Source organism: Novosphingobium huizhouense, from assembly GCF_020179475.1.
GTDB lineage: Bacteria > Pseudomonadota > Alphaproteobacteria > Sphingomonadales > Sphingomonadaceae > Novosphingobium > Novosphingobium huizhouense.
Genome location: NZ_JAILXZ010000002.1, coordinates 451,523 through 470,450 on the forward strand (window position 1 = coordinate 451,523; position 18,928 = coordinate 470,450).

18 protein-coding genes are annotated in these 18,928 nt (G+C 66.3%); 13 read left to right on the plus strand and 5 right to left on the minus strand.

The window, feature by feature from the left end; translation table 11 throughout:
- Nucleotides 1-26: 26 nt before the first annotated feature.
- Complete coding sequence (locus tag K3A85_RS10505; protein ID WP_225206460.1) at nt 27-1,454, plus strand: oligosaccharide flippase family protein; 1,428 nt, start codon at nt 27-29, stop codon at nt 1,452-1,454.
- Here the strand turns inward: K3A85_RS10505 and welK are convergent.
- The gene (welK, locus tag K3A85_RS10510) at nt 1,369-2,499 is read right to left on the minus strand and encodes a beta-1,4-glucuronosyltransferase WelK (protein WP_225206461.1); all 1,131 of its coding nucleotides are present in this window, start codon (nt 2,497-2,499) and stop codon (nt 1,369-1,371) included. The two genes, K3A85_RS10505 and welK, sit on opposite strands and share 86 nt — an antisense overlap.
- Nucleotides 2,500-2,775: 276 nt before the next feature.
- Here welK and K3A85_RS10515 point away from each other — a divergent pair, with 276 nt between their 5' ends.
- From K3A85_RS10515 to K3A85_RS10550, 8 genes are all read left to right on the plus strand, one after another.
- Nucleotides 2,776-3,015: a hypothetical protein gene (locus K3A85_RS10515; RefSeq protein ID WP_225206462.1), complete on the plus strand. Its 240-nt coding sequence runs from the start codon at nt 2,776-2,778 to the stop codon at nt 3,013-3,015.
- 144 nt (nt 3,016-3,159) lie between these two features.
- Nucleotides 3,160-3,402 carry an XrtV sorting system accessory protein gene (locus K3A85_RS10520; RefSeq protein WP_225206463.1) on the plus strand — a complete coding sequence of 81 codons (243 nt, stop codon included), beginning with the start codon at nt 3,160-3,162 and terminating at the stop codon, nt 3,400-3,402.
- Nucleotides 3,403-3,533: 131 nt separating this feature from the next.
- Entirely contained in the window at nt 3,534-4,124 is a 591-nt protein-coding gene (locus K3A85_RS10525) for an FxDxF family PEP-CTERM protein (protein WP_225206464.1), read from the plus strand.
- 101 nt (nt 4,125-4,225) lie between these two features.
- The gene (locus K3A85_RS10530; RefSeq protein WP_225206465.1) at nt 4,226-5,050 is read left to right on the plus strand and encodes a hypothetical protein; all 825 of its coding nucleotides are present in this window, start codon (nt 4,226-4,228) and stop codon (nt 5,048-5,050) included.
- Entirely contained in the window at nt 5,047-5,940 is an 894-nt protein-coding gene (gene xrt, locus K3A85_RS10535; RefSeq protein ID WP_225206466.1) for an exosortase, read from the plus strand. Before K3A85_RS10530 ends, xrt begins: the two co-directional genes overlap by 4 nt.
- A complete protein-coding gene (gene epsI, locus K3A85_RS10540; protein ID WP_225206467.1) occupies nt 5,933-6,610 on the plus strand; it encodes an exosortase-associated protein EpsI, V-type in 678 nt (225 codons plus the stop codon). The genes xrt and epsI overlap by 8 nt, the downstream gene beginning before the upstream one ends.
- A complete protein-coding gene (locus K3A85_RS10545; RefSeq protein ID WP_225206468.1) occupies nt 6,607-7,482 on the plus strand; it encodes a hypothetical protein in 876 nt (291 codons plus the stop codon). Before epsI ends, K3A85_RS10545 begins: the two co-directional genes overlap by 4 nt.
- A gap of 94 nt (nt 7,483-7,576) precedes the next feature.
- Entirely contained in the window at nt 7,577-9,067 is a 1,491-nt protein-coding gene (locus K3A85_RS10550) for an HWE histidine kinase domain-containing protein (protein WP_225206469.1), read from the plus strand.
- A 66-nt stretch (nt 9,068-9,133) separates the two neighbouring features.
- Here K3A85_RS10550 and K3A85_RS10555 read toward each other — a convergent pair whose 3' ends face one another.
- Genes K3A85_RS10555 through K3A85_RS10565 form a run of 3 tightly spaced genes read right to left on the minus strand, consistent with a single transcriptional unit; the run spans nt 9,134 to nt 12,979 of the window.
- A complete protein-coding gene (locus tag K3A85_RS10555) occupies nt 9,134-10,003 on the minus strand; it encodes an SMP-30/gluconolactonase/LRE family protein (RefSeq protein ID WP_225206470.1) in 870 nt (289 codons plus the stop codon).
- Nucleotides 10,003-11,799 (minus strand): IlvD/Edd family dehydratase, encoded by a 1,797-nt coding sequence (locus K3A85_RS10560; protein WP_225206471.1) that lies wholly within the window; start codon nt 11,797-11,799, stop codon nt 10,003-10,005. The genes K3A85_RS10555 and K3A85_RS10560 overlap by 1 nt, the downstream gene beginning before the upstream one ends.
- Nucleotides 11,800-11,827: 28 nt before the next feature.
- A complete protein-coding gene (locus tag K3A85_RS10565) occupies nt 11,828-12,979 on the minus strand; it encodes an aldose epimerase family protein (protein ID WP_404822921.1) in 1,152 nt (383 codons plus the stop codon).
- Between the two features lie 138 nt (nt 12,980-13,117).
- On the opposite strand from K3A85_RS10565, the gene K3A85_RS10570 reads away from it, so the two are divergent.
- Entirely contained in the window at nt 13,118-14,425 is a 1,308-nt protein-coding gene (locus K3A85_RS10570; RefSeq protein ID WP_225206472.1) for a sugar MFS transporter, read from the plus strand.
- A 113-nt stretch (nt 14,426-14,538) separates the two neighbouring features.
- Here the strand turns inward: K3A85_RS10570 and K3A85_RS10575 are convergent, their stop codons facing one another.
- Nucleotides 14,539-15,252, minus strand: coding sequence for a FadR/GntR family transcriptional regulator (locus K3A85_RS10575; RefSeq protein WP_225206473.1), 714 nt, complete (start codon nt 15,250-15,252; stop codon nt 14,539-14,541).
- A 198-nt stretch (nt 15,253-15,450) separates the two neighbouring features.
- On the opposite strand from K3A85_RS10575, the gene K3A85_RS10580 reads away from it, so the two are divergent.
- The 3 genes from K3A85_RS10580 to K3A85_RS10590 are packed head-to-tail and all read left to right on the plus strand — an operon-like array spanning nt 15,451 to nt 18,921.
- Entirely contained in the window at nt 15,451-16,977 is a 1,527-nt protein-coding gene (locus tag K3A85_RS10580) for an aldehyde dehydrogenase (NADP(+)) (RefSeq protein WP_225206474.1), read from the plus strand.
- Between the two features lie 13 nt (nt 16,978-16,990).
- Nucleotides 16,991-17,989, plus strand: a complete 999-nt coding sequence (gene araD1, locus K3A85_RS10585; RefSeq protein WP_225206475.1) for an AraD1 family protein — start codon at nt 16,991-16,993, stop codon at nt 17,987-17,989.
- Between the two features lie 5 nt (nt 17,990-17,994).
- Nucleotides 17,995-18,921 carry a Gfo/Idh/MocA family protein gene (locus tag K3A85_RS10590; protein ID WP_225206476.1) on the plus strand — a complete coding sequence of 309 codons (927 nt, stop codon included), beginning with the start codon at nt 17,995-17,997 and terminating at the stop codon, nt 18,919-18,921.
- Nucleotides 18,922-18,928: the final 7 nt, after the last annotated feature.

The window sequence follows — 18,928 nt, forward strand, 5'->3', positions numbered from 1 at the left end:
TCCCAGACAAAGGCTTGCACTCCCCGATGATCCGTTCCGGCATTGTCGTCTTCGGTTCCGGCGCGACCGAGGCTGCGCTGCTCATGCTGCGCAACGTGGTCCTGGCGCGGTTGCTCAGCGTCAGCGACTTCGGCATCGCCGCGACCTTTTCGATCCTCGTGGTGCTGATGGACGTCGCGCAGGCTGCGGGCGTCAACCGGATGATCGTGCAGGACCGGGACGGCGCCAGCGAACACGTCCAGGCGTCGCTGCATTCGGTCCAGGCGCTGATCGGGCTGGTGACCACCGCCGTGCTGCTCGTCGTGGCCTGGCCGTTCAGCCACCTGATGAAGACCGACGACATCACCTGGGCCTACCTGCTGCTCGCCGTCGTGCCCCTGGTCCGCGGCTTCGGCCACCTCGATATCTTCCGCCTGCAACGCGAGCATCGCTTCGGCCCGGCTGCGGTGCGGCAGATCACGCCACAGCTGCTGAGCGTGCTTTCGGTCTGGCCGGCATATCTGGCGCTCCGGGATTATCGCGCGGCGCTGGTCGCGATCCTCGTTCAGCAAACCACGGCAGTCGTGGCAAGCCACGTCGGCGTCGAGCGGCGCTACCGGCTCGGATGGGACCGGGCGATCGCCGCACGGGCATGGAAGTTCGGGCTGCCGTTGATCCTCAACGGCGCCCTCCTCTATCTCGTGACCAATGGCGACCGGATGCTCGTTGCCAACCTGTTCGGCCTGGATGCGCTGGGCTGGTTCAGTGCGGCAATGCTGATCACCTTGAACCCGCTGCTGCTCGTGGCGCGAACGCTGCAGACGCTGTTCCTGCCGATCATGGCAAGAGCGCAGGAAAACCGCGCCCGCCTTCAGGCGCTGTACGAGTTCGTCAACGATCTTTGCGGGGTTTGCGTGTTCGGCTTCGTGGTCGCGGTCGCGCTGCTCGGGCGCGAGATCATCATCCTGCTCTATGGCCAGCGCTATCTCGCGGCGGTTCCGCTGCTGCTGATGCTGGCGATCATGCAGGTGATCCGCCTCGTAAGAACCGTACCCGCTCTCCCGGCCATGGCGGTCGCCGAAACCGCCAACCCGCTCTATACCAATCTGGTGCGGATCGGGTTCATTCCGCTCTCGCTTGCCGCGGGCTGGCAGACCCGCGATCTGCATCTGATGATCGGCGTCGGGATCGTCGGCGAAGCGATCGCGACGTATGCGGCGATGGCGCTACTGCAAAGCAAGGTTCGGGTGGGCACGCGCGCTGTCGCGATCCGCTTCACGCGGGACCTTGCAGCGCTGGCGACGCTCGCGGGGGTAATTCTCAGCGCTCGTTTCGAATGGCTGCTGGCGTTCCCGGCGGCGGTCGGGGTCAACTACCTGCTACGCGTCATCAGATCGCGCCGCCTGCTTTCGCCGCAGCCGGTCGCGGCTCCAGCATCGGCACCCGCAATGGCTCACGCGCAGCAAGCGGACTAGCAAGCCCCCCGGGCGGGAACCACCCGCGGATCGCGGCGGTCATGTATGCAATCAGGTCGCGCATGTCGCGCTCAACCACTTGCGCCGGCGCACTACGAACCGCGCGAATAGCCTCGACAAGCTCCTCGGTCGTATTTGCGACGCGAAGCACGCCGAGCGCCGCGAGCGCCTCGGTGATCTCCTCCTGATGGTTGTCGTAATGCTCGCCGAGGTCGAAGCGGCGCGGGACCGCGATCACATGACAACCTGCCTTGAGTGCAGTGACCACCGACCCGGTTCCGCCGTGGCAGATGACGATCGAGGCACGCGCAAGGATGTGGTTGATCTCGTCGAAGGCGAGGTTCTGGACACAGCGCATATCGCCTTCGACCGGCTCGGCGTCACCGACCTGAAGAATGAGAGACTCCGTGATCTCGCCCGACGCCTTGGCTTCGGTGACGATCCGGGTCAGTCGCTCGAACGGCAAGGTCGCCCCGACCGTCGCGAAGACGAGCGGTTCCTTGGCGCCGCGATAGGGTCCGCGCTTGCGAACCGTGTCGAAGCCGACCGCATCTTCCCACGCACTCGCGGACTCCACCGACTGGGCAATCCGGAGATTGGCAGCCGGCCCGGCGATCCTAGCGAACTTGGACGGACTGCGGACCCTTGCCAGGGAATCGAGCACGATAACCTTGGCCCCGAAGAGGCGCGCCCAGATCACCGCGAAGAAGGTCGATCCCGCGCCCGTGGTGATAAGCACCTGCGGCCGCAGGTCGCGAATGTGGCGAAAGGATTCAAAGCAGTTGCGCATGGCGCGCGCGAGCATGAGGAACGGGCGGCCGAGCCGGGCTTGGCCCAGCGCAACATGGGAAACGAACACGGTCGGATGACGTGTCGCAAAGCTCCTGCCGAGCGCGGTATCCTCGGTCAGCACGAAGTAGTCGGTATCGCGCCACACTTCCTCGATATCGAGCAACTGACGCAGATGGCCACCACCCGAAGCCGCAAGACACACTTTGAGGGCGGCGCGGGCGGAGTTCCTTGGTGCCACGTCAACGGTTCCCATCTAATCAGCAAGGCGCAACTGGACCTACCCGCGCGATCCGTCCCGATCAGGGACCGCGGGAGAGCACGCAACCAGCGGCTCGCTCCAGCTAACTAATTGAAATAAAATGAGTTCCTCGGGAAGCGCGATTTACCGAGGCCCATGGCCTGTTTCGCACGCTTGCACCTAAGCCTTTGATATATGGACGATTGCGGGGAATCTCAACACCTTCTTAAGGTTTCGTTGATAATTGAAGGCTCGGCGCTTATCATCGAGCGCGTGATCCGGAGCGAAGACATGCTGTTCGAGGTCGGGGAAGAACACCGCAAAATGTTCTCTGGCGATAGCATCGCAGCGGTGGGTTTAGATCCTTCCTGGCCGATCGACGACACGGCTTGCGCACCCGCCGTGCTGCAACCGACATCGGACAAGTCGATGATCCTCGGCGTTGCCACCGCGCTGGTGCGCGCATCGGGGCAAGCTGCGCTCGCGATCGCACAAGGTTTCGCAGCATCTCTCGGCAAAGCCAGGCGATAAGGCCGGTAGCACCGCGCTTCGGCGGGCTGCTCCTCTAAGCGCTTGAAATATTTGTCGGTTCTTTGGGAACCGACCGAGCCGTCGCGTATTCCCACGGCGACCCGCTGGCAATGTCGCTGACGGACGTGCGGAACGCCAAGCTTCATGCAGACTGTCTTCGACTGGCTCAGCGTGCTCCTCTTCGCGGCCTTGGTTGTCCTTTACCTCCAGCGTTCGTCCAGGGCCACGCCGGTGGACCGGATCTGGCAATATATCCCTCCCGCGATTGGCTGCGCTGCAGCGAATTACCTTGGCAACCACGGCTCCCCCTTGGCTGCGGTCGTCCTCATGGTGCTGGTCATGGCCTACGTTTTCTACGCCCTCCTGCGCCCGCGGCCCCAATCCTGATCGGCAATCGTGCAGCCCGCCGCAGCAGTGCTGCGGCGCGGCATTAATAGTTCGTAAAGCATTGGAACTACTCGCACTTTTATCCGTATGGCGACCGACGCCGTGGCGTCGGTTCATGAAGGAAATGACCTATGAAGAAGGCATTATGGTCGATAGCGAGCATCGCCGTGCTCGCCGGGGCTACCCCGGCAAGCGCGGCTCCCATCATCACCTACAACACCGGACCGGGGGACAGCTTCACCGCTTCCTTCAGCAACGCGTCGCCTGACAAGAATTTCAACGACGTGTTCATGCCGTTCACGATCGCCGTTGGCGGCATTCTGAGCGCCACGCTTTCCACCATCGGTCTGCTGCCGTCGAACGATGTCGACTTCAGCCTGGCGGAAATCTCGGGTCCTGGCGGTCCCTACCCGCTCGACATCACCAAGACCCCGCTGACCGTCGGCAAGGTGACCAACAACGATGCGATCGAGTTCGGCCTGATCACGGCCCAGCCGATCGGACCGGGTACCTATCAGCTTACGGTCAAGGGCACGGCGCCGGGCCCCCGCGCCAACGGGTCCTATGCCGGCACGATCTCGTTCGCGGCTGGTGCAGGCGCAGTCCCCGAGCCCGCCACCTGGGCGCTGATGATCCTCGGCTTTGGCGCGATCGGCTTTGCGATGCGTCGCCAGCGTTCGCGCAAGTCGGGCCCGGTCACCTACCGCGTGGCCTACGCCTGACAATACCGACATGATGGGCGACGCACCGGCCGGCTGGTCGGTGCGTCGCCTTCTGGTGCCCGCCGCGCCCACCTTGGCAGCGGCCCGAACCGAGGGGTGAAATGCGACACAAGATCCGGCCGAATACGATCCTGCTCTTCGTGGTCTGCGGCGCCCTGGCCTCTTGCGGCAAGGGCAACGGATCGGTTCCTGCCGGGCAGGTCGTCGCAACGGTCGACGGCAAGGAAATCACCGCGGCCGAGATGGGCCTGGAGATGCGCGATCTGGCCGAGACGCCTGAGACCCGGAAAGCCGTTGTCAATGCGCTCGTGGCACGCCGCCTGCTCGTTGCGGAGGCCGAGCGGCGCAAGCTGGGACAAGGCGAAACCGCGAGTCTTGCGCGCGCGCGAGCGCGCGACCTGACGCTAGTCGACCTGCTACGACGCGACATCGCGGCCGGCGCACCGGCCTCCCCGAGCAATGCCGAGATCGACCGCACGCTTGCGCAAAATGCCGATGCCTTCGCTCGCCGCCAGCTCGTCACCGCGGACCAGTTGCTGGTGAGCCAGCCCGTCAACGCCCTCGTTGCCGGCCTCGGCGGCGTGCGCTCGCTCGACGAGGCGGCGAGAGCTCTTGCCGCCGGCAACGTCCCCACCAACCGCGCGCGCGTGGTGCTCGACACCCTGTTCCTCGATTCCGCCGCATGCGCAGCCTTGGCAAAGGCATCGCTCGGCGACATCGTTGTGCTGCCCGGAAACAACGGCGCCGGCCCGCGCATTGTCCAGGTCCTTGACCGACAGCCGGCAGCGCTGCTCGGTCCCGAAGCACGAGCCGCGGCCCGCGCATTGCTTGCGCGACAATCCGCAGAGCGGCTCCGCAACCGGCTGGAGGATGTCGTCAAGGCGGGGCAGAAGCAGGTCACGCTGGTCTCTGCAGGGCAGTCATGACCGATCGGTCGGCGGCACGACAGCTTCCCGGGGCGCCGGCACGCGCTCCCCTGCTGCGTCCGCGCTCCTGGTATCTCGCCTTGGCGGGTCTTGCCGCGATGGCAGTGCCGACGTTCATCCGCGTCGCCGAGCAGAGCTGGTCGACCGAGACCGGCGCGCATGGACCGATCGTCGCGGCAAGCGGCGCGTGGCTCTTGTTCCACACCTGGCGCGCTAAGCCGCAGGAACAGGTTTCCCCGCTGGCCTGGTGGGCAATCGCCTTCGCTTCACTGGCGATCTGGCTTGTTTACGTGGTCAGCCGGGCGTTCGATTTCCTCGTGTTCGAGGTCTTCGCGGTCTGGTGCATGTCGGTCTGCATCGTCTACCGGTTGGTGGGCCTTGCGGAGCTGCGCCGCCTGGCCTTCCCGCTGTTCTACCTTGCGTTTCTCATCCCGTTGCCCGGCTCGCTGGTGCGGTTGATAACCGAGCCGCTCAAGACGCTGGTCAGTTGGTCGGCGGCAGGCCTGGTTCAGGCAGCAGGCTATCCCGTGGCGCGGCAAGGCGTGTCGATCGCCGTTTCGCAATACCAGTTTCTCGTCGAGGATGCCTGCTCGGGGCTCAACTCCCTGACCGGGCTCGTGGCGATCAGCTTGTTTTACATCTACGTGCTACACCGCAGCTCGCCGCTCTATGCGCTCGGGCTGCTCGCCGTGGTCGTCCCGATCGCTGTCGCCGTCAACATAGCCCGCGTGCTCGCGCTCATTCTGATGACCTATTACTACGGCGACCAGGTAGCGCAGGGCTTCATGCACGCCACGACCGGGCTGATCCTCTATGGCGGCGCAATCGTGATCATCTTCGCGCTCGACATTCTCTTCCAGCGCTTTCGCATGAGCGTTGCCCATGCTTGACCGTCGCGACTTCCTGCTCGGAGTGGGGTGTGTCGGCGCGGTCGCCGGCGCCGAGGCCTTGCGGCCACGGCGGACGCTGGCGCTGTTCGGCCCCGAAGCCCGGCTGACCGAGCTCGTGCCTCACCGCTGGCGCGGATGGCAGGAGGGCGGAGCGGGAGACATCGTGATCCCGCAGTCCGAAGGCAGCCTCGCCTCGCAGCTCTACAGCGAGCAACTCGCGCGGGTCTATCACGCCGATGCGGGCGACGGCGCAAACGTCATGCTGCTCATCGCGCGCGGCGGCGTGCAGAGCGACCAGCTCCAGCTGCATCGTCCGGAAAGCTGCTATCCTGCGGTGGGCTTCGCGATTACCGGGCGGCGCTTCGTCTCGATTGCCGCAGAAGGCGCTCCAGCCGTCCCTGCGGTGGCGCTGACCGCACAATCGGGCGATCGCACCGAGGATATCCTCTACTGGACCCGCATCGGACGCAACCTTCCGCGGACCACCTCGGAACAGACATGGGGACGTCTGGACGACGCGCTTCACGGCTACCGCGGAGATGGCGTGCTGGTCAGAGCTTCGGCGTTGCGCGGCGCCACCGGGGACCAGTTCACCGCGCTGTCCGGCTTCCTGCAAGGCATGATCGCAGCGCTCTCGCCCGCCGCGCGGCTCGGCCTGATCGGCCGATGAACCGCACGGCGACGCACATCAAAGGGGAATCGCAACACGTGAGCAGCAAGCCAGGTCAACGCTTTTTCCGGTGGACGTTAGCCCTGTGCACCGCCGCGCTCGCCACGCACGGGCTTGCGCAGACTGCTGCGGGCTCGAGGGTGCTCGCGACCGTTGCGGGCACTCCCATTACTGAGGCGATGCTCAAGTTCGAGCTCGGGGACGCCACCTTGCCCGGCGGCCTCCAGGCTGCGGCGGAGAAGGCGACCCTGCAGGGACTGATCGCGCGTAGGCTGATGGCCGACGAGGCGCTGCGCCGCAAGGTCGACACGACGCCCCCCGGTGCGATGGCGCTCAAGCGCGCGGACGATCTGGCGCTCGTGGCGCTGCTTCAGCGCAGCCTAACGGCCGGCCTCCCGCCAGTACCCGAAGCCGAGGTCAACAAGTTCATCGTCGACCACCCGGCCAGCTTCGCGCGGCGCAAGCGGATCCAGGTCGATCAGGTAGAGGCCCGCAACGTCGATGCCGACGCGCTGCGCCAGATCAACGGGCTCGACCGGATCGAGGACATTACCGCACTACTCGACCGGGTCGGCGCCGACTACATCCGGACTGCCGCAGTGCTCGACACGCTGAACATGGAACCGAACGCCGCTGCGGCAATCGCAGCGATGAAGCGCGATGCGGTGTTCGTCACGCCCCGCGACGGCGGGACGCTCGAGATTTCGAGGATCAAGGGCGGTGAAGTCGTGCCCGTGGCAGCCGAAGACGCCCGCAAGGCGGCGCGCCGCTATCTCGAGAGCGCACGCAGTGCGGCGACGGCCCAGGCGCAGATGGCGAAGATCGTGGCGGCGGGCAAAAAGGATGTGCTGATCAATCCCCAGTATCGCTGAACCCGGCGCGAAGGGCGCCGTGATCGCCGCAGGCATGCGGTAAGCTACCGCCATGTATCGGTTTTAGTCCGGCTGCGTTTGCCTTCGCGTCGATATGGCCGTAGCATCGCAAGGCGACGCGGTGTTCGCGGAGAAGCCGTCCTTGATTGCAGGCTCGACCGGTTTTGTTCGCTCGCCCACCGAATCGAGGTGGTTTGCACTTCGCGGGCGGTTCCGCTCGCATCCTGCCCTGCGACTGGCCCTGCCCGTCACGCTCGTCGCCCTCGCGGTAGTCGCCCGGATCCTGCTTGGCCCGTGGTACGCGGCCCCTTTCATTCCTTTCTACCCTGCGATCCTCGTCAGCACGCTGGTCGGAGGCAGGTTCGCAGGCAACTTTTCGCTGGCGCTTTCGCTCGCGTGTTCGGGCTACCTCTTCTACCACCTCTCCGGAGCGCTCGAGGTGACCGATGTTCCGGTGGCGCTTGCCATGTTCGGTGTCGTCGCGCTCACCGTCATCGAAATCCTGGTGCAGCTGACCAGCCTCGCGGACCGGCTGCGCGAACGGGAAGTCCACCTCCTCGCGCAAGCCGAGGAACTGTCGCGGCGCGAGGTGGAGACCGCCGAACGCCTCGGCGAACTCGAGGCGATCTACGAACAGGCGCCGATCGGTCTCGGCTTCCTTGATGACGAGTTGCGCTTCGTGCGGATCAACCGCGCGCTTGCCGAAATGAACGGTCACAGCGTGGAGGACCATATCGGCAAGTCCGCGTGGGATCTCGTTCCGGACCTTCGCGCCTCGGCCGAACCCCTTCTGCGCAGCGTGCTCGATTGCGGCGTCGTGATCAACGAGGTCGAGCTGTCCGGCGAGACTGCAGCCGCCCCCGGGAACAAGCGGTATTGGAAGGAGATGTTCTATCCGGTACGCAGCGGCGGCGCTCGCGCCGGCGGTGTCGGCATCCTGTGCGAGGACATCACCGAAGCCAAGCTGGCGGAAGAGCGGGAGGCGCTGCTCATCGGCGAGGTCGACCACCGGGCCAAGAACCTCCTCGCGGTGGTGCAATCGGTCGTGCAACTCACCCGCTACCAGGGTGAGCCCGCGGCCTTCAAGGCCGCGATCGTCGAGCGCATCCAGGCCCTGGGCCGGGTCCACGCGCTGCTTGCCGCCCATCGCTGGTCCGGGGTGGGTCTTGAGGAGATCATCGCGCAGGAGCTTGCGCCTTTCGCCGACGCGATCGACGTGCGCCACCTGCCGCAGCCGGTGCAACTCGCGCCGGGAGCGGCGCAAGCGTTGAGCATGGTCGTCCACGAATTGCTGACCAACTCGATCAAGTACGGCGCACTGTCGTCGGACGGCCACGTTCTCCTTCGGCTCGGTCTCGAGCTGGCGGACCAGCCGATGATCAGCTTCGACTGGACGGAGATCGATGGACCGCCCGTCGCGGGTCCCCGTGCCCAAGGCTTCGGCACCAAGCTGATAGCCACCGCCGTGCAAGGTACCCTCGCAGGGGAACTCGACTACGAACTCAGGTCCGAGGGCTTGCGCTGCCGTATCCGTTTCCCCCGCAGCGCGGCCGAAAGCCGGACGCCGGGCGCAACCTTTCCCTGAGGACAGCGTGCGGGCGTTGCCGCTGAAACCGCCGACCGGCCCGCCTGCCGATCGGCTTCGCCCCCGTCAGGCGACTGGACCGGCGTAGGGTGTCGTCGGTTGCCCGCATACGCCACTGTCGACTTCGAACAGCGCGCCGTCGAACTCGCCGGGTTCGTCGAGACCGATGGATGCAGAAGTCACGAACATCCGCTCGTGCCGCTCGCCGCAAAAGGCGATGTTGGTGACGCGGCGCGCAGGCATTGCGATCGAGCGTTCGCGACGACCGTCCGGCGCGAAGCGACTGATCCTGCCGCCATCCCAGTGCGCGACCCACAGATACCCTTCGGCGTCGACAGTCATCCCGTCGGGGCATCCCTCGCCTTCGTCGAAGACGGTGAACACGCCGTCCTTGCGGGCATCACCGCCCTCGAGTGCGAAGCGATAGATTATCCGACGGCCGCTATCGGCGTGATAAAGCCAGCGTCCACACGGCGAGAACGCCGGGCCGTTTGGCACCAGGTACCCGATATCCACCGCTGCCAGTTCGCCATCCGGGCTGATCCGGTAGAGCGAGCCGCTGGCTTGCGCTTCGCCCATGTCCATGGTGCCGCACCAGATCGCCCCGGTCGCGTCGGTCTTGCCATCGTTCATGCGGTTGCCGGGCAGATGCGCCTCGACCGCCTTGCGCGCGCCCACGGACAGGGGCTCGAGCCCGATCCGGGCGATGCCCGAGCGGAATCCGCCGACGAGCCCGCCTTCGGCATGGCTCACGACCCAGCCGAGCGGCTCGGGCATGGCCCATCGCGTTACCTCGCTGTCACCGAGCACCAGGCGGTTGAGTGCCGGCGCAAGGATGTCCACCCAGTAGAACGCTCGATCGCGCGGACACCACAGCGCACCTTCGCCCAGCACATCGCGCTGGCCGCCACGGTCGACCCTTTGCCAGTTCGCCATCAGTGGTTGTCCCGCGGCAGGCCCATCGTCTGTGCGATCCGCTGGTACTTGTCGGCACCCTCGAGGATCGCGCCGGTGTTCAGCTGGCCGACCACGCTGCGCTGGATTTCCTGCCACGGCGTCTGCGAAGCGGGATAGGCATATCCACCGGCCGCTTCGAGTGCCGCGCGCCGCTCCGCCAGTTCAGCGTCGGAAATGAGCACGTCGACCCGGCCCTTGCGCAGATCGAGCCGGACACGGTCGCCGGTCTGCAACAAGGCCAGTCCGCCCATTGCCGCAGCTTCCGGGCTGGCATTGAGGATCGAAGGACTGCCGCTGGTGCCGGATTGCCGCCCGTCGCCGATGCACGGCAATGCGCTCACCCCTTCGGTGATGAGGTAGGCCGGCGGGCGCATGTTCACCACCTCGGCAGCGCCCGGGTAGCCGATCGGCCCGGCGCCCCGCATGAACAGCATGGTCGCAGCGGTGATGCCAAGCGACGGGTCGTCGATCCGGTGATGATAGTCCTCGGGCCCGTCGAAGACGACGGCCGGTCCTTCGAATGCTTCGGGATCGTCCGGATTGGACAGGTAGCGTTCCCGGAATTCCTCGCTGATGACGCTCGTCTTCATGATCGCGGCATCGAAAAGGTTGCCGGTCAGGACGAGGAAACCTGCGTCTTCGCGCAAGGGATCCTCAAAACGACGGATCACCCGCTCGTCCTCGATCGTCGCGTCCCGGCAGTTGTCGCCGATCGTGTGGCCGTTGACGGTCATCGCCTGCTCCGCGATCAGCCCCTGGCCCATCAGCTGCGCGACCACGGCCGGCACGCCGCCTGCGCGATAGTAGTCCTCGCCCAGGTACTCGCCCGCCGGCTGGAGGTTCACCAGCAGCGGAACCTTGTGGCCCTTGTCCTGCCAGTCGGTGAGGGGCAGCTCGACCCCGATGTGCCGGGCAATCGCGGCAAGGTGGATCGGCGCATTGGTCGACCCGCCGATGGCCGAGTTGACGACGATCGCGTTGTGAAACGCCTCGAGCGTAAGGATGTCGGAGGGCTTGAGATCCTCGCGCACCATGTCCACGATCCGCTTGCCGGTATGATAGGCGCACTCCTGGCGGTCCCGATAGGGCGCCGGGATCGCCGCCGAGCCCGGCAGCATCATGCCCAGCGCCTCGGCCAGGCTATTCATCGTGGTCGCCGTACCCATCGTGTTGCAGTAGCCGGTCGAGGGAGCCGACGACGCCACCAGCTTGATGAAGCCGTCGGCGTCGAGTTCGCCCTTGGCCATCATCTCGCGGCCCTTCCACACGATCGTGCCCGATCCCGTGCGCTCGCCCTTGTGCCAGCCGTTCAGCATCGGTCCGACCGAGAGCGCGATGGCGGGAATGTTGACCGTGGCGGCCGCCATCAACAGCGCCGGGGTGGTCTTGTCGCAGCCCGTGGTCAGGACGACGCCATCGATGGGATAGCCATAAAGCGCTTCGACGAGGCCGAGATACGCGAGGTTGCGATCCAGACCCGCGGTCGGGCGCTTGCCGGTCTCCTGGATCGGATGGACCGGAAACTCGAGCGCGATGCCGCCCGCCTCGCGAATGCCCTCGCGGATGCGCGCGGCGAGCACAACATGGTGGCGATTGCACGGCGACAGGTCGCTGCCGGTCTGCGCGATGCCGATGATCGGCTTGCCCGAGCGCAGTTCCTCGAGGCTGATCCCGAAGTTGAGATAGCGCTCGAGGTAAAGCGAGGTCATGTCGATGTTGGCGGGATTGTCGAACCACGCACGGCTGCGCAGCTTGAAGGAAGGCGTTTGGGTCATTGCAGCTTTCGCTCGGGAAGGAGTGCGATCAGCGTGCGACGCTGAGGCGGTAGATCATGGTGTGACGGTAAGGCTTGCCCGGATCGACGCGCGCCGACACGAACGTGGGGTGGTTGGGCGCATCGGGGAACTTTTGCGGCTCGAGCGCGATGCCATCGCCCATGCGGTAGAGGTGACCCTGCTTTCCGACGAGCGTCCCGTCGAGGAAATTGCCGGAGTAGAACTGAACGCCGGGCTCGGTCGAGAGAACTTCGAGGACGCGCCCCGAAGCCGCGTCTTCGAGACGGGCGGCCAGTTCCGGCCGGGCAGTCACGCCCTTGTCGAGCGCGAAGTTGTGATCGTAGCCCCGCCCGGCCACGATCTGCGGATCGCGCCCGTCGCGAAGCCCGTCGGCGACAGGCCGCGGTGCACGGAAATCGAAGACCGACCCCGCCACCTGGCGCAGTTCGCCGGTAGGAATGAGCTTGTCGTCCACGGGGGTATAGGCCGATGCTGGAATCGTCAGCAGTTGCCCCATCGCGCCTTGCGGAACACCTTCCCCGGCGAGGTTGAAAATCGCGTGGTTCGTCAGGTTGACGATGGTCGGCTTGTCCGTCTTCGCCTCGAAGGCGATCGTCAGCGCGCCCGCTTCGTCGAGCGAATAGGTTACCGTCGTCGCGAGCGACCCGGGGTAGCCGGAGTCACCGTCGGGGCTGACATGCGACAGCACGACGCTCGCAACCGGGCCAGACTTGACCGAGACGACTTTCCAGACCTGCTTGTCGAAACCCTTGCCCCCGCCATGCAAAGAGTTGGTCTTGTCGTTCAGCGGCAGGCGATACGACTTGCCGTCGAGTGCGAAGGCGCCGCCAGCGATGCGGTTGGCGTAGCGCCCCACCGTCACGCCGAAATAGTTCGGGTGATCGACGTAGCCGGCCAGGTTGTCGTAGCCCAACACCACATCGGCGATCGCACCGTCGCGCCCCGGCGCCTTCAACGTCTGCAACGTCGCGCCGTATGTCAGGATGCGCGCGGACACGCCATTTGCGGCCTTCAGGGTGATCGCCTGGACCGAAGTGCCGTCCGCGAGGGTGCCTGCAACCTCCTGGGATGCCTCGGCAGCCGACGCAGCCTGGCCGCCGAGCGACGTCGAACCGAGCAGGATTGCCAGACCTAGCGAAACTTTGCCGCGCCCCATCATTCCCTTATCCTTTCCCGCAAGCTGGCCCATTGACGCCGCCGATTTGCCTATATAGTCCGACAAATAGAAAGTGCGCAAGCGGCTATGCGACCCCAGGACGGTCCGCAGAATCCGCCCGAACGAGAGGATTTGGAGACTATGCCGCCAGTGGTATCGCAGGGCGCCCATGCAGGGGCCCACCACGACAGCTCCGTGCGCTACGGCCCTGCACTGACGTTGCTGGCCAGCTTGTTCTTCATGTGGGGCTTCATCACCGTCATCAACAACACGTTGCTGCCGCACCTGCGGGCGGTGTTCGACCTCAACTACACGCAGACCACCCTGATCGAGAGCGTCTGGTTCATCGCCTATTTCGTCGCCTCGATCCCGGCAGCGAAGCTGATCGAACGGATCGGCTACCAGAAGTCGCTGGTCACCGGACTGCTGATCATGGCGGCGGGAGCCTTGGGCATGATGCTCGCCGCGTCCATTCCCTCCTACGGCGTGACGTTGACGATGCTGTTCGTGATCGCGAGCGGCATCACGCTGCTGCAGGTTGCGGCCAACCCCTACGTGGCGGTGGTGGGCAAGCCCGAAACCGCTTCCTCGCGGCTCAACCTCGTCCAGGCGATGAACTCGGCCGGGACCATGCTCGCTCCGATGTTCGGCGCTTATCTCATTCTCGGCCGGTCGAAGAGCGGCACCGCTGCCGCCGGCACGGTGCTGACGCCCGCAGAGCGGATCGCCGATGCCCAGTCGGTGATCCTGCCCTATGCGCTGGTTGCCGCCGTGCTGGTCGTGCTTGCGCTCGTCATCGCCCGCTTCCCCCTGCCGGCGATGGGATCGGCCACGCAACGACTGGCGAAGGAAGAGCGTCGGAAGCACTCGTTGTGGCTGCACCGCAACCTGGTGTTCGGCGTGCCTGCCATCTTCATCTACCTGATCGCCGAGATCGGGGTCGCGAACCTGTTCGTGAACTTCGTCAGCCAGCCGCAGATCGCGGACCTGACGCACGAGCAGGCGGGCAAGTACCTTACGTTCCTGTGGGGCGGCATGATGATCGGCCGGTTCGCCGGCTCCGCGATCATGCAGAAGATCGACGCAGCCCGCGTGCTCGCGGCCTTCTCGATCGGCGCCTTCCTGGTGATGCTCGTCACCGTCTTCACCACCGGGCCGGTCGCGATGTGGTCGCTGATCCTTGTCGGGCTGTTTCACTCGATCATGTTCCCGACCATCTTCACGCTGGGCATCAAGGGCCTTGGCCCGTTGACCGAGGAAGGCTCTGGACTGCTGATCATGGCCATCGCCGGCGGCGCGCTGGTTGTCGTGCAAGGCTACCTTGCCGACAGCTACGGCTTGCAGAATTCCTTCCTGCTCACCGCCGCCTGCGAACTCTACGTGCTGTTCTACGCGCTCTGGGGCTCGCGCCCCACGCACGCAGTGGAGCCCGAATCCGCGAGCGACTGACCGGTCGCGCACTGCCAAACGCCCACCGCGGCGAAACGACGAAGGGCGGCACCGCGAGGTTGCCGCCCTTTTCGGTTTGGTGCGCTCGGACAGTGCCGCGGGGGCCCTTGCGCTCAGTCGCCGCTGCGCTCCATCGAGCTGCGGGTATCCTCGAGCGCGAGATCGACGAGCACGCCCATGGCCTCGGCCGCCGCGTCTGCGTCTCCCGAGGCGATCGCCTCGAGCACGCGCGCATGGTCGGGGATCGGATTGCGCGGCAGTTCGCGGGTGCGCTGCTTGAACTGGGTGGTCCAGTGAACAGCGGCGCCGATGCTCGCCGAGAGGACGACCATCGCGTGATTTCCGGTGGCGCGAAGGATTGCGTCGTGGAAGTCCCGGTCCGCCGCGCGTCCGGCATCGGTGGTCAGCGTATGCCGCCGCATCGCGGCGAGTGCCTCGCGCATCACGCGGACATCGTCCTTGGTGCGCCGGTGCGCGGCGAGCCGTGCCGCCGCCGGCTCGATGATCGAGCGCAACTCGAACAAGTCGCGGACGAAAGCCACATCGGGTTCGCCCGCAAAGGCCCAGGCCAGCACCTCGGGATCGAGCAGGTTCCAGCGTTCGCGAGGCAGGACGCGGGTGCCCGCCTTCGGACGACTGGCGACCAGACCTTTCGCCGCGAGCACCTGGATCGCTTCACGATAGGCGCTTCGCGAGACCTTGAGCTCTTCGGCGAAGGCTACTTCGCCCGGAAGCACGTCGCCCGGCGCATATTGGCCCGACAAGATCGCCGTACCCAGCTTGTGCGCAAGCGCGCCATGCAAGCGCCGCCCGGGACCGCGCGTCATGGTCTTCCTTTCGTCCGAACCCTTCGGCTGCCGCTCGGACTGGGTCTCGGTTACAGCTTCCGTCACGTCCTGAAGGTCCTCCTGGTGCACGGCTTAACAGCCTGCCGGGCGTGGGCAAACGACAAATGCATTTCTCCGCGCAGTCGTGTTGCGTTTCTGGCCCTGTCGCAATATGTCGGAGTAAATCAGGAGATTCCGATGACCGAATTCCGCTCGATCGAAGCCGCAACCGGCCAGCCGCACGGTCCTTCCTTTGCCGTCCACGGCCCCGATGACGTCGCAGCCGCTTGCGCCGCAGCGTCCGCGGCATTCGATGTCTATCGCACCACCGACCGCGAAACGCGGGCGGCCTTTCTCGAGCGGATCGCCGACGAGATCGTGGCCATCGGCGACGAGCTGATCGAAGCAGCGATGCGCGAATCGGGCCTGCCGCGCCCGCGGCTGGAGGGCGAGCGGGGACGCACCGCCGGTCAGCTTCGCCTTTTTGCCGGGGTGGTGCGCAAGGGAGCGTGGCAGCAGCTGCGCATCGATCCGGCCTTGCCCGAGCGCCAGCCGCTTCCCCGCCCCGACATCCGTCTGCGCATGATCCCGCTGGGGCCGGTCGCGGTGTTCGGCGCCTCGAACTTCCCGCTCGCTTTCTCGACCGCAGGCGGCGACACGGCGTCGGCTCTCGCCGCAGGCTGCCCCGTCGTGGTCAAGGGCCACCCGGCGCACCCGCAGACCGGAGCGCTCGTCGCCGACGCGATTGCGCGCGCGGTGGCGGCATCGGGCCTGCCCCAGGGCGTGTTCGGCCATCTGGTCGGCCCGTCGAACGAGCTTGGCGCAGCACTCGTGCAGGACCCGCGGATCGCCGCCGTGGGCTTCACCGGCTCGCGGGCGGGCGGACTCGCCCTCTCCCGCCTCGCACAGGCGCGCGAGGTTCCGATCCCCGTCTATGCCGAAATGTCGAGCATCAATCCCGTCGTGCTGCTGCCCGAGGCGCTTGCATCGCGCGGCGCTGCGCTCGGGACGGCCTTCGTCGGCTCGCTGACGATGGGCGCGGGCCAGTTCTGCACCAACCCGGGGCTCGTGCTCGCGATCGAAGGCGCAGGCCTCGACGAGTTCATCGCCAATGCCGTTGCAGCACTCGAGGCGGCAGCGCCGCAGACCATGCTGACGACCGGCATCTGCAAGGCTTATGCCGAGGGCGTGACCGCGCTCGAAGGCAACGGCAAGATAGAAACGCTTGCCAAGGGCTTGCCGGCCGCTGGCACGCAAGGCGCCGCCGCGCTGTTCCGCACCACGGCCGGGGCGTTCCTGGCCGACAAGGCAATGGGACACGAAGTGTTCGGCGCAGCCTCGCTCGTCGTCGTCTGCAAGGACGAGGAAGAGGTGCTGAGCGTGCTCAAGGGTCTCGAAGGCCAGCTGACGGCCACGCTCCATCTCGACGCCGCCGACGAAGCGCTCGCCGGCCGCCTGCTTCCGACCCTTGAGACCAAGGCCGGACGCATTCTGGCCAATGGCTGGCCGACCGGCGTCGAAGTCTGCCACGCGATGGTCCATGGCGGCCCCTTCCCGGCCACGTCCGATGCGCGCACGACCTCGGTCGGCAGCCTTGCCATCGACCGCTTCCTCCGCCCGGTCAGCTACCAGAACCTCGCCACCGGCCTGCTTCCCGCCGAATTGCGCGACGATGCCTTAGGGGATGGCGCGCCGCGCCTGGTCGACGGCGTCCTGACTGTTTGAGAGAGGAACAACGATGTCGCTTCGTTTGCTCCAGCACCGTGCCGACGACGGCGCGCGTTCGGTGGTACTCGCGGACCAGGGCGCCGCATGGGTGCTCGGGGGAGTCTCCAGCGTCCGCGAACTCGCCGAGCGCGCAATCGCTGCCGGGACCAGTCTTGCCGCTGCGGCCCGCGCCTGCCCGACGGGCGCCGGCGTCGACCTGCCCGAAGAGCTCGCCGCCGGGCGCTTTCTCGCCCCCATCGACCATGCGGACCCTGCCCATCTGCTGCTGACCGGCACCGGCCTTACGCACCTTGGTTCGGCCGAAGGGCGCGACAAGATGCACCGCGACGCCGCGGCCGCTTCGCACCAGACCGATTCGATGCGCATGTTCCTCGAAGGGCTCGAAGGCGGAAAGCCCGCAGCGGGCGCGATCGGGCAACAACCCGAGTGGTTCTACAAGGGTGACGGCTCGCAACTGGTTGGACCTGGCGGGACGCTCGCGATGCCGTCGTTCGCAAAGGATGGCGGCGAGGAACCCGAACTCGCCGGCATTTACCTGATCGCCAGCGACGGCACGCCGTTCCGGCTCGGCTTCGCGCTTGCCAACGAATTTTCGGACCACGTTACCGAACGGCACAACTACCTGTGGCTGGCGCACTCGAAGCTGCGCCAGGCCGCGATCGGCGCCGAACTGCTGATCAACGAGACGCCGACCGATGTGCGCGGCACCAGCCGCATCGTTCGTAACGGCGACGTGCTCTGGGAAAAGCCGTTCCTCTCGGGCGAGGACAACATGAGCCACGCCCTGGCGAACCTCGAACACCACCATTTCAAATACGGACTGTTTCGTCGCCCCGGTGACATCCATGTCCACTTCTTCGGCACCGCGACACTGTCGTTTGCCGACGGCGTAACCACCGAGGTCGGGGATACCTTCGAGATCGAAGCCGCGCCGTTCACGCTGCCGCTGCGCAATCCGCTCGCCCGCGCGAGCGGCGATGGCGCCCCGATCTCGGTCAGGGTGCTCTAGGCGCGATGGACCCGATCCGCATCGCGGTCGTGGGCGTCGGCAAGATCGCCCGCGACCAGCACCTCCCGGCGATCGCCGGCAACCGCACCTTCAGCCTTGCCGCCACCGTCAGTCCGCACGACAGCGGCGTGCCGAACGTCCCCCATCTCGGAAGCTTCGAGCAACTGCTCGAGGAAGGCCCCGCGGTCGACGCGATCTCGCTCTGCACGCCGCCCCAAGTTCGCTACGAGCTGGCGGCGATGGCGCTCAAGCGCGGCATCCACGTCTTCCTGGAAAAGCCGCCGGGGGCGACTTTGGCGGAAGTGGCCGCGCTCGAAAGCCGGGCCGAAAAGGTCGGGGCAACGCTGTTCGCCGCGTGGCATTCGCGCTTTGCCGCAGGCGTCGCGCCTGCCCGCGCCTGGCTCGCCGAACGCAGGATCGAACGTGTCGAAATCACCTGGCGCGAAGACGTGCGAGTCTGGCACCCCGGGCAGGCGTGGATCTGGGAGCCGGGCGGGCTCGGCGTGTTCGATCCCGGCATCAACGCGCTGTCGATCGTCACGCACATCCTTCCGCGCCCGTTCTTCCTCAAGTCCGCGACGCTCGAAATCCCCAGCAACCGCGCCGCGCCGATCGCGGCGGATATGCACTTCTGCGATACCGCTGGCGCGAAGATCCACATGGACCTCGACTGGCGGCAGACCGGTCCGCAGAGCTGGGACATCGTCGTCGAGACCGATGCCGGCGCGCTCAAGCTGTCGAACGGCGGCGCGGTGCTGTCCCTGCCCAGCGGCACCGAGCATGCCGAGGACCACGAATATCCCGGCCTTTACGCTCGTTTCGCCACGCTGATCCGCAGCGGCCGGAGCGACGTGGATGTCGATCCGCTGCGGCTGGTCGCCGACGCATTCCTGCGCGGCAAACGCGAGACGACCGACGCCTTTATCGACTGAACGCCTC

Coding starts and splice junctions, on each gene's coding strand:
- K3A85_RS10505 (WP_225206460.1), top strand. CDS start 27: ATGATCCGTTCCGGCATTGTCGTCTTCGGTTCCGGCGCGACCGAGGCT.
- welK (WP_225206461.1), bottom strand. CDS start 2,499: ATGGGAACCGTTGACGTGGCACCAAGGAACTCCGCCCGCGCCGCCCTC.
- K3A85_RS10515 (WP_225206462.1), top strand. CDS start 2,776: ATGCTGTTCGAGGTCGGGGAAGAACACCGCAAAATGTTCTCTGGCGAT.
- K3A85_RS10520 (WP_225206463.1), top strand. CDS start 3,160: ATGCAGACTGTCTTCGACTGGCTCAGCGTGCTCCTCTTCGCGGCCTTG.
- K3A85_RS10525 (WP_225206464.1), top strand. CDS start 3,534: ATGAAGAAGGCATTATGGTCGATAGCGAGCATCGCCGTGCTCGCCGGG.
- K3A85_RS10530 (WP_225206465.1), top strand. CDS start 4,226: ATGCGACACAAGATCCGGCCGAATACGATCCTGCTCTTCGTGGTCTGC.
- xrt (WP_225206466.1), top strand. CDS start 5,047: ATGACCGATCGGTCGGCGGCACGACAGCTTCCCGGGGCGCCGGCACGC.
- epsI (WP_225206467.1), top strand. CDS start 5,933: ATGCTTGACCGTCGCGACTTCCTGCTCGGAGTGGGGTGTGTCGGCGCG.
- K3A85_RS10545 (WP_225206468.1), top strand. CDS start 6,607: ATGAACCGCACGGCGACGCACATCAAAGGGGAATCGCAACACGTGAGC.
- K3A85_RS10550 (WP_225206469.1), top strand. CDS start 7,577: ATGGCCGTAGCATCGCAAGGCGACGCGGTGTTCGCGGAGAAGCCGTCC.
- K3A85_RS10555 (WP_225206470.1), bottom strand. CDS start 10,003: ATGGCGAACTGGCAAAGGGTCGACCGTGGCGGCCAGCGCGATGTGCTG.
- K3A85_RS10560 (WP_225206471.1), bottom strand. CDS start 11,799: ATGACCCAAACGCCTTCCTTCAAGCTGCGCAGCCGTGCGTGGTTCGAC.
- K3A85_RS10565 (WP_404822921.1), bottom strand. CDS start 12,979: ATGATGGGGCGCGGCAAAGTTTCGCTAGGTCTGGCAATCCTGCTCGGT.
- K3A85_RS10570 (WP_225206472.1), top strand. CDS start 13,118: ATGCCGCCAGTGGTATCGCAGGGCGCCCATGCAGGGGCCCACCACGAC.
- K3A85_RS10575 (WP_225206473.1), bottom strand. CDS start 15,252: ATGACGCGCGGTCCCGGGCGGCGCTTGCATGGCGCGCTTGCGCACAAG.
- K3A85_RS10580 (WP_225206474.1), top strand. CDS start 15,451: ATGACCGAATTCCGCTCGATCGAAGCCGCAACCGGCCAGCCGCACGGT.
- araD1 (WP_225206475.1), top strand. CDS start 16,991: ATGTCGCTTCGTTTGCTCCAGCACCGTGCCGACGACGGCGCGCGTTCG.
- K3A85_RS10590 (WP_225206476.1), top strand. CDS start 17,995: ATGGACCCGATCCGCATCGCGGTCGTGGGCGTCGGCAAGATCGCCCGC.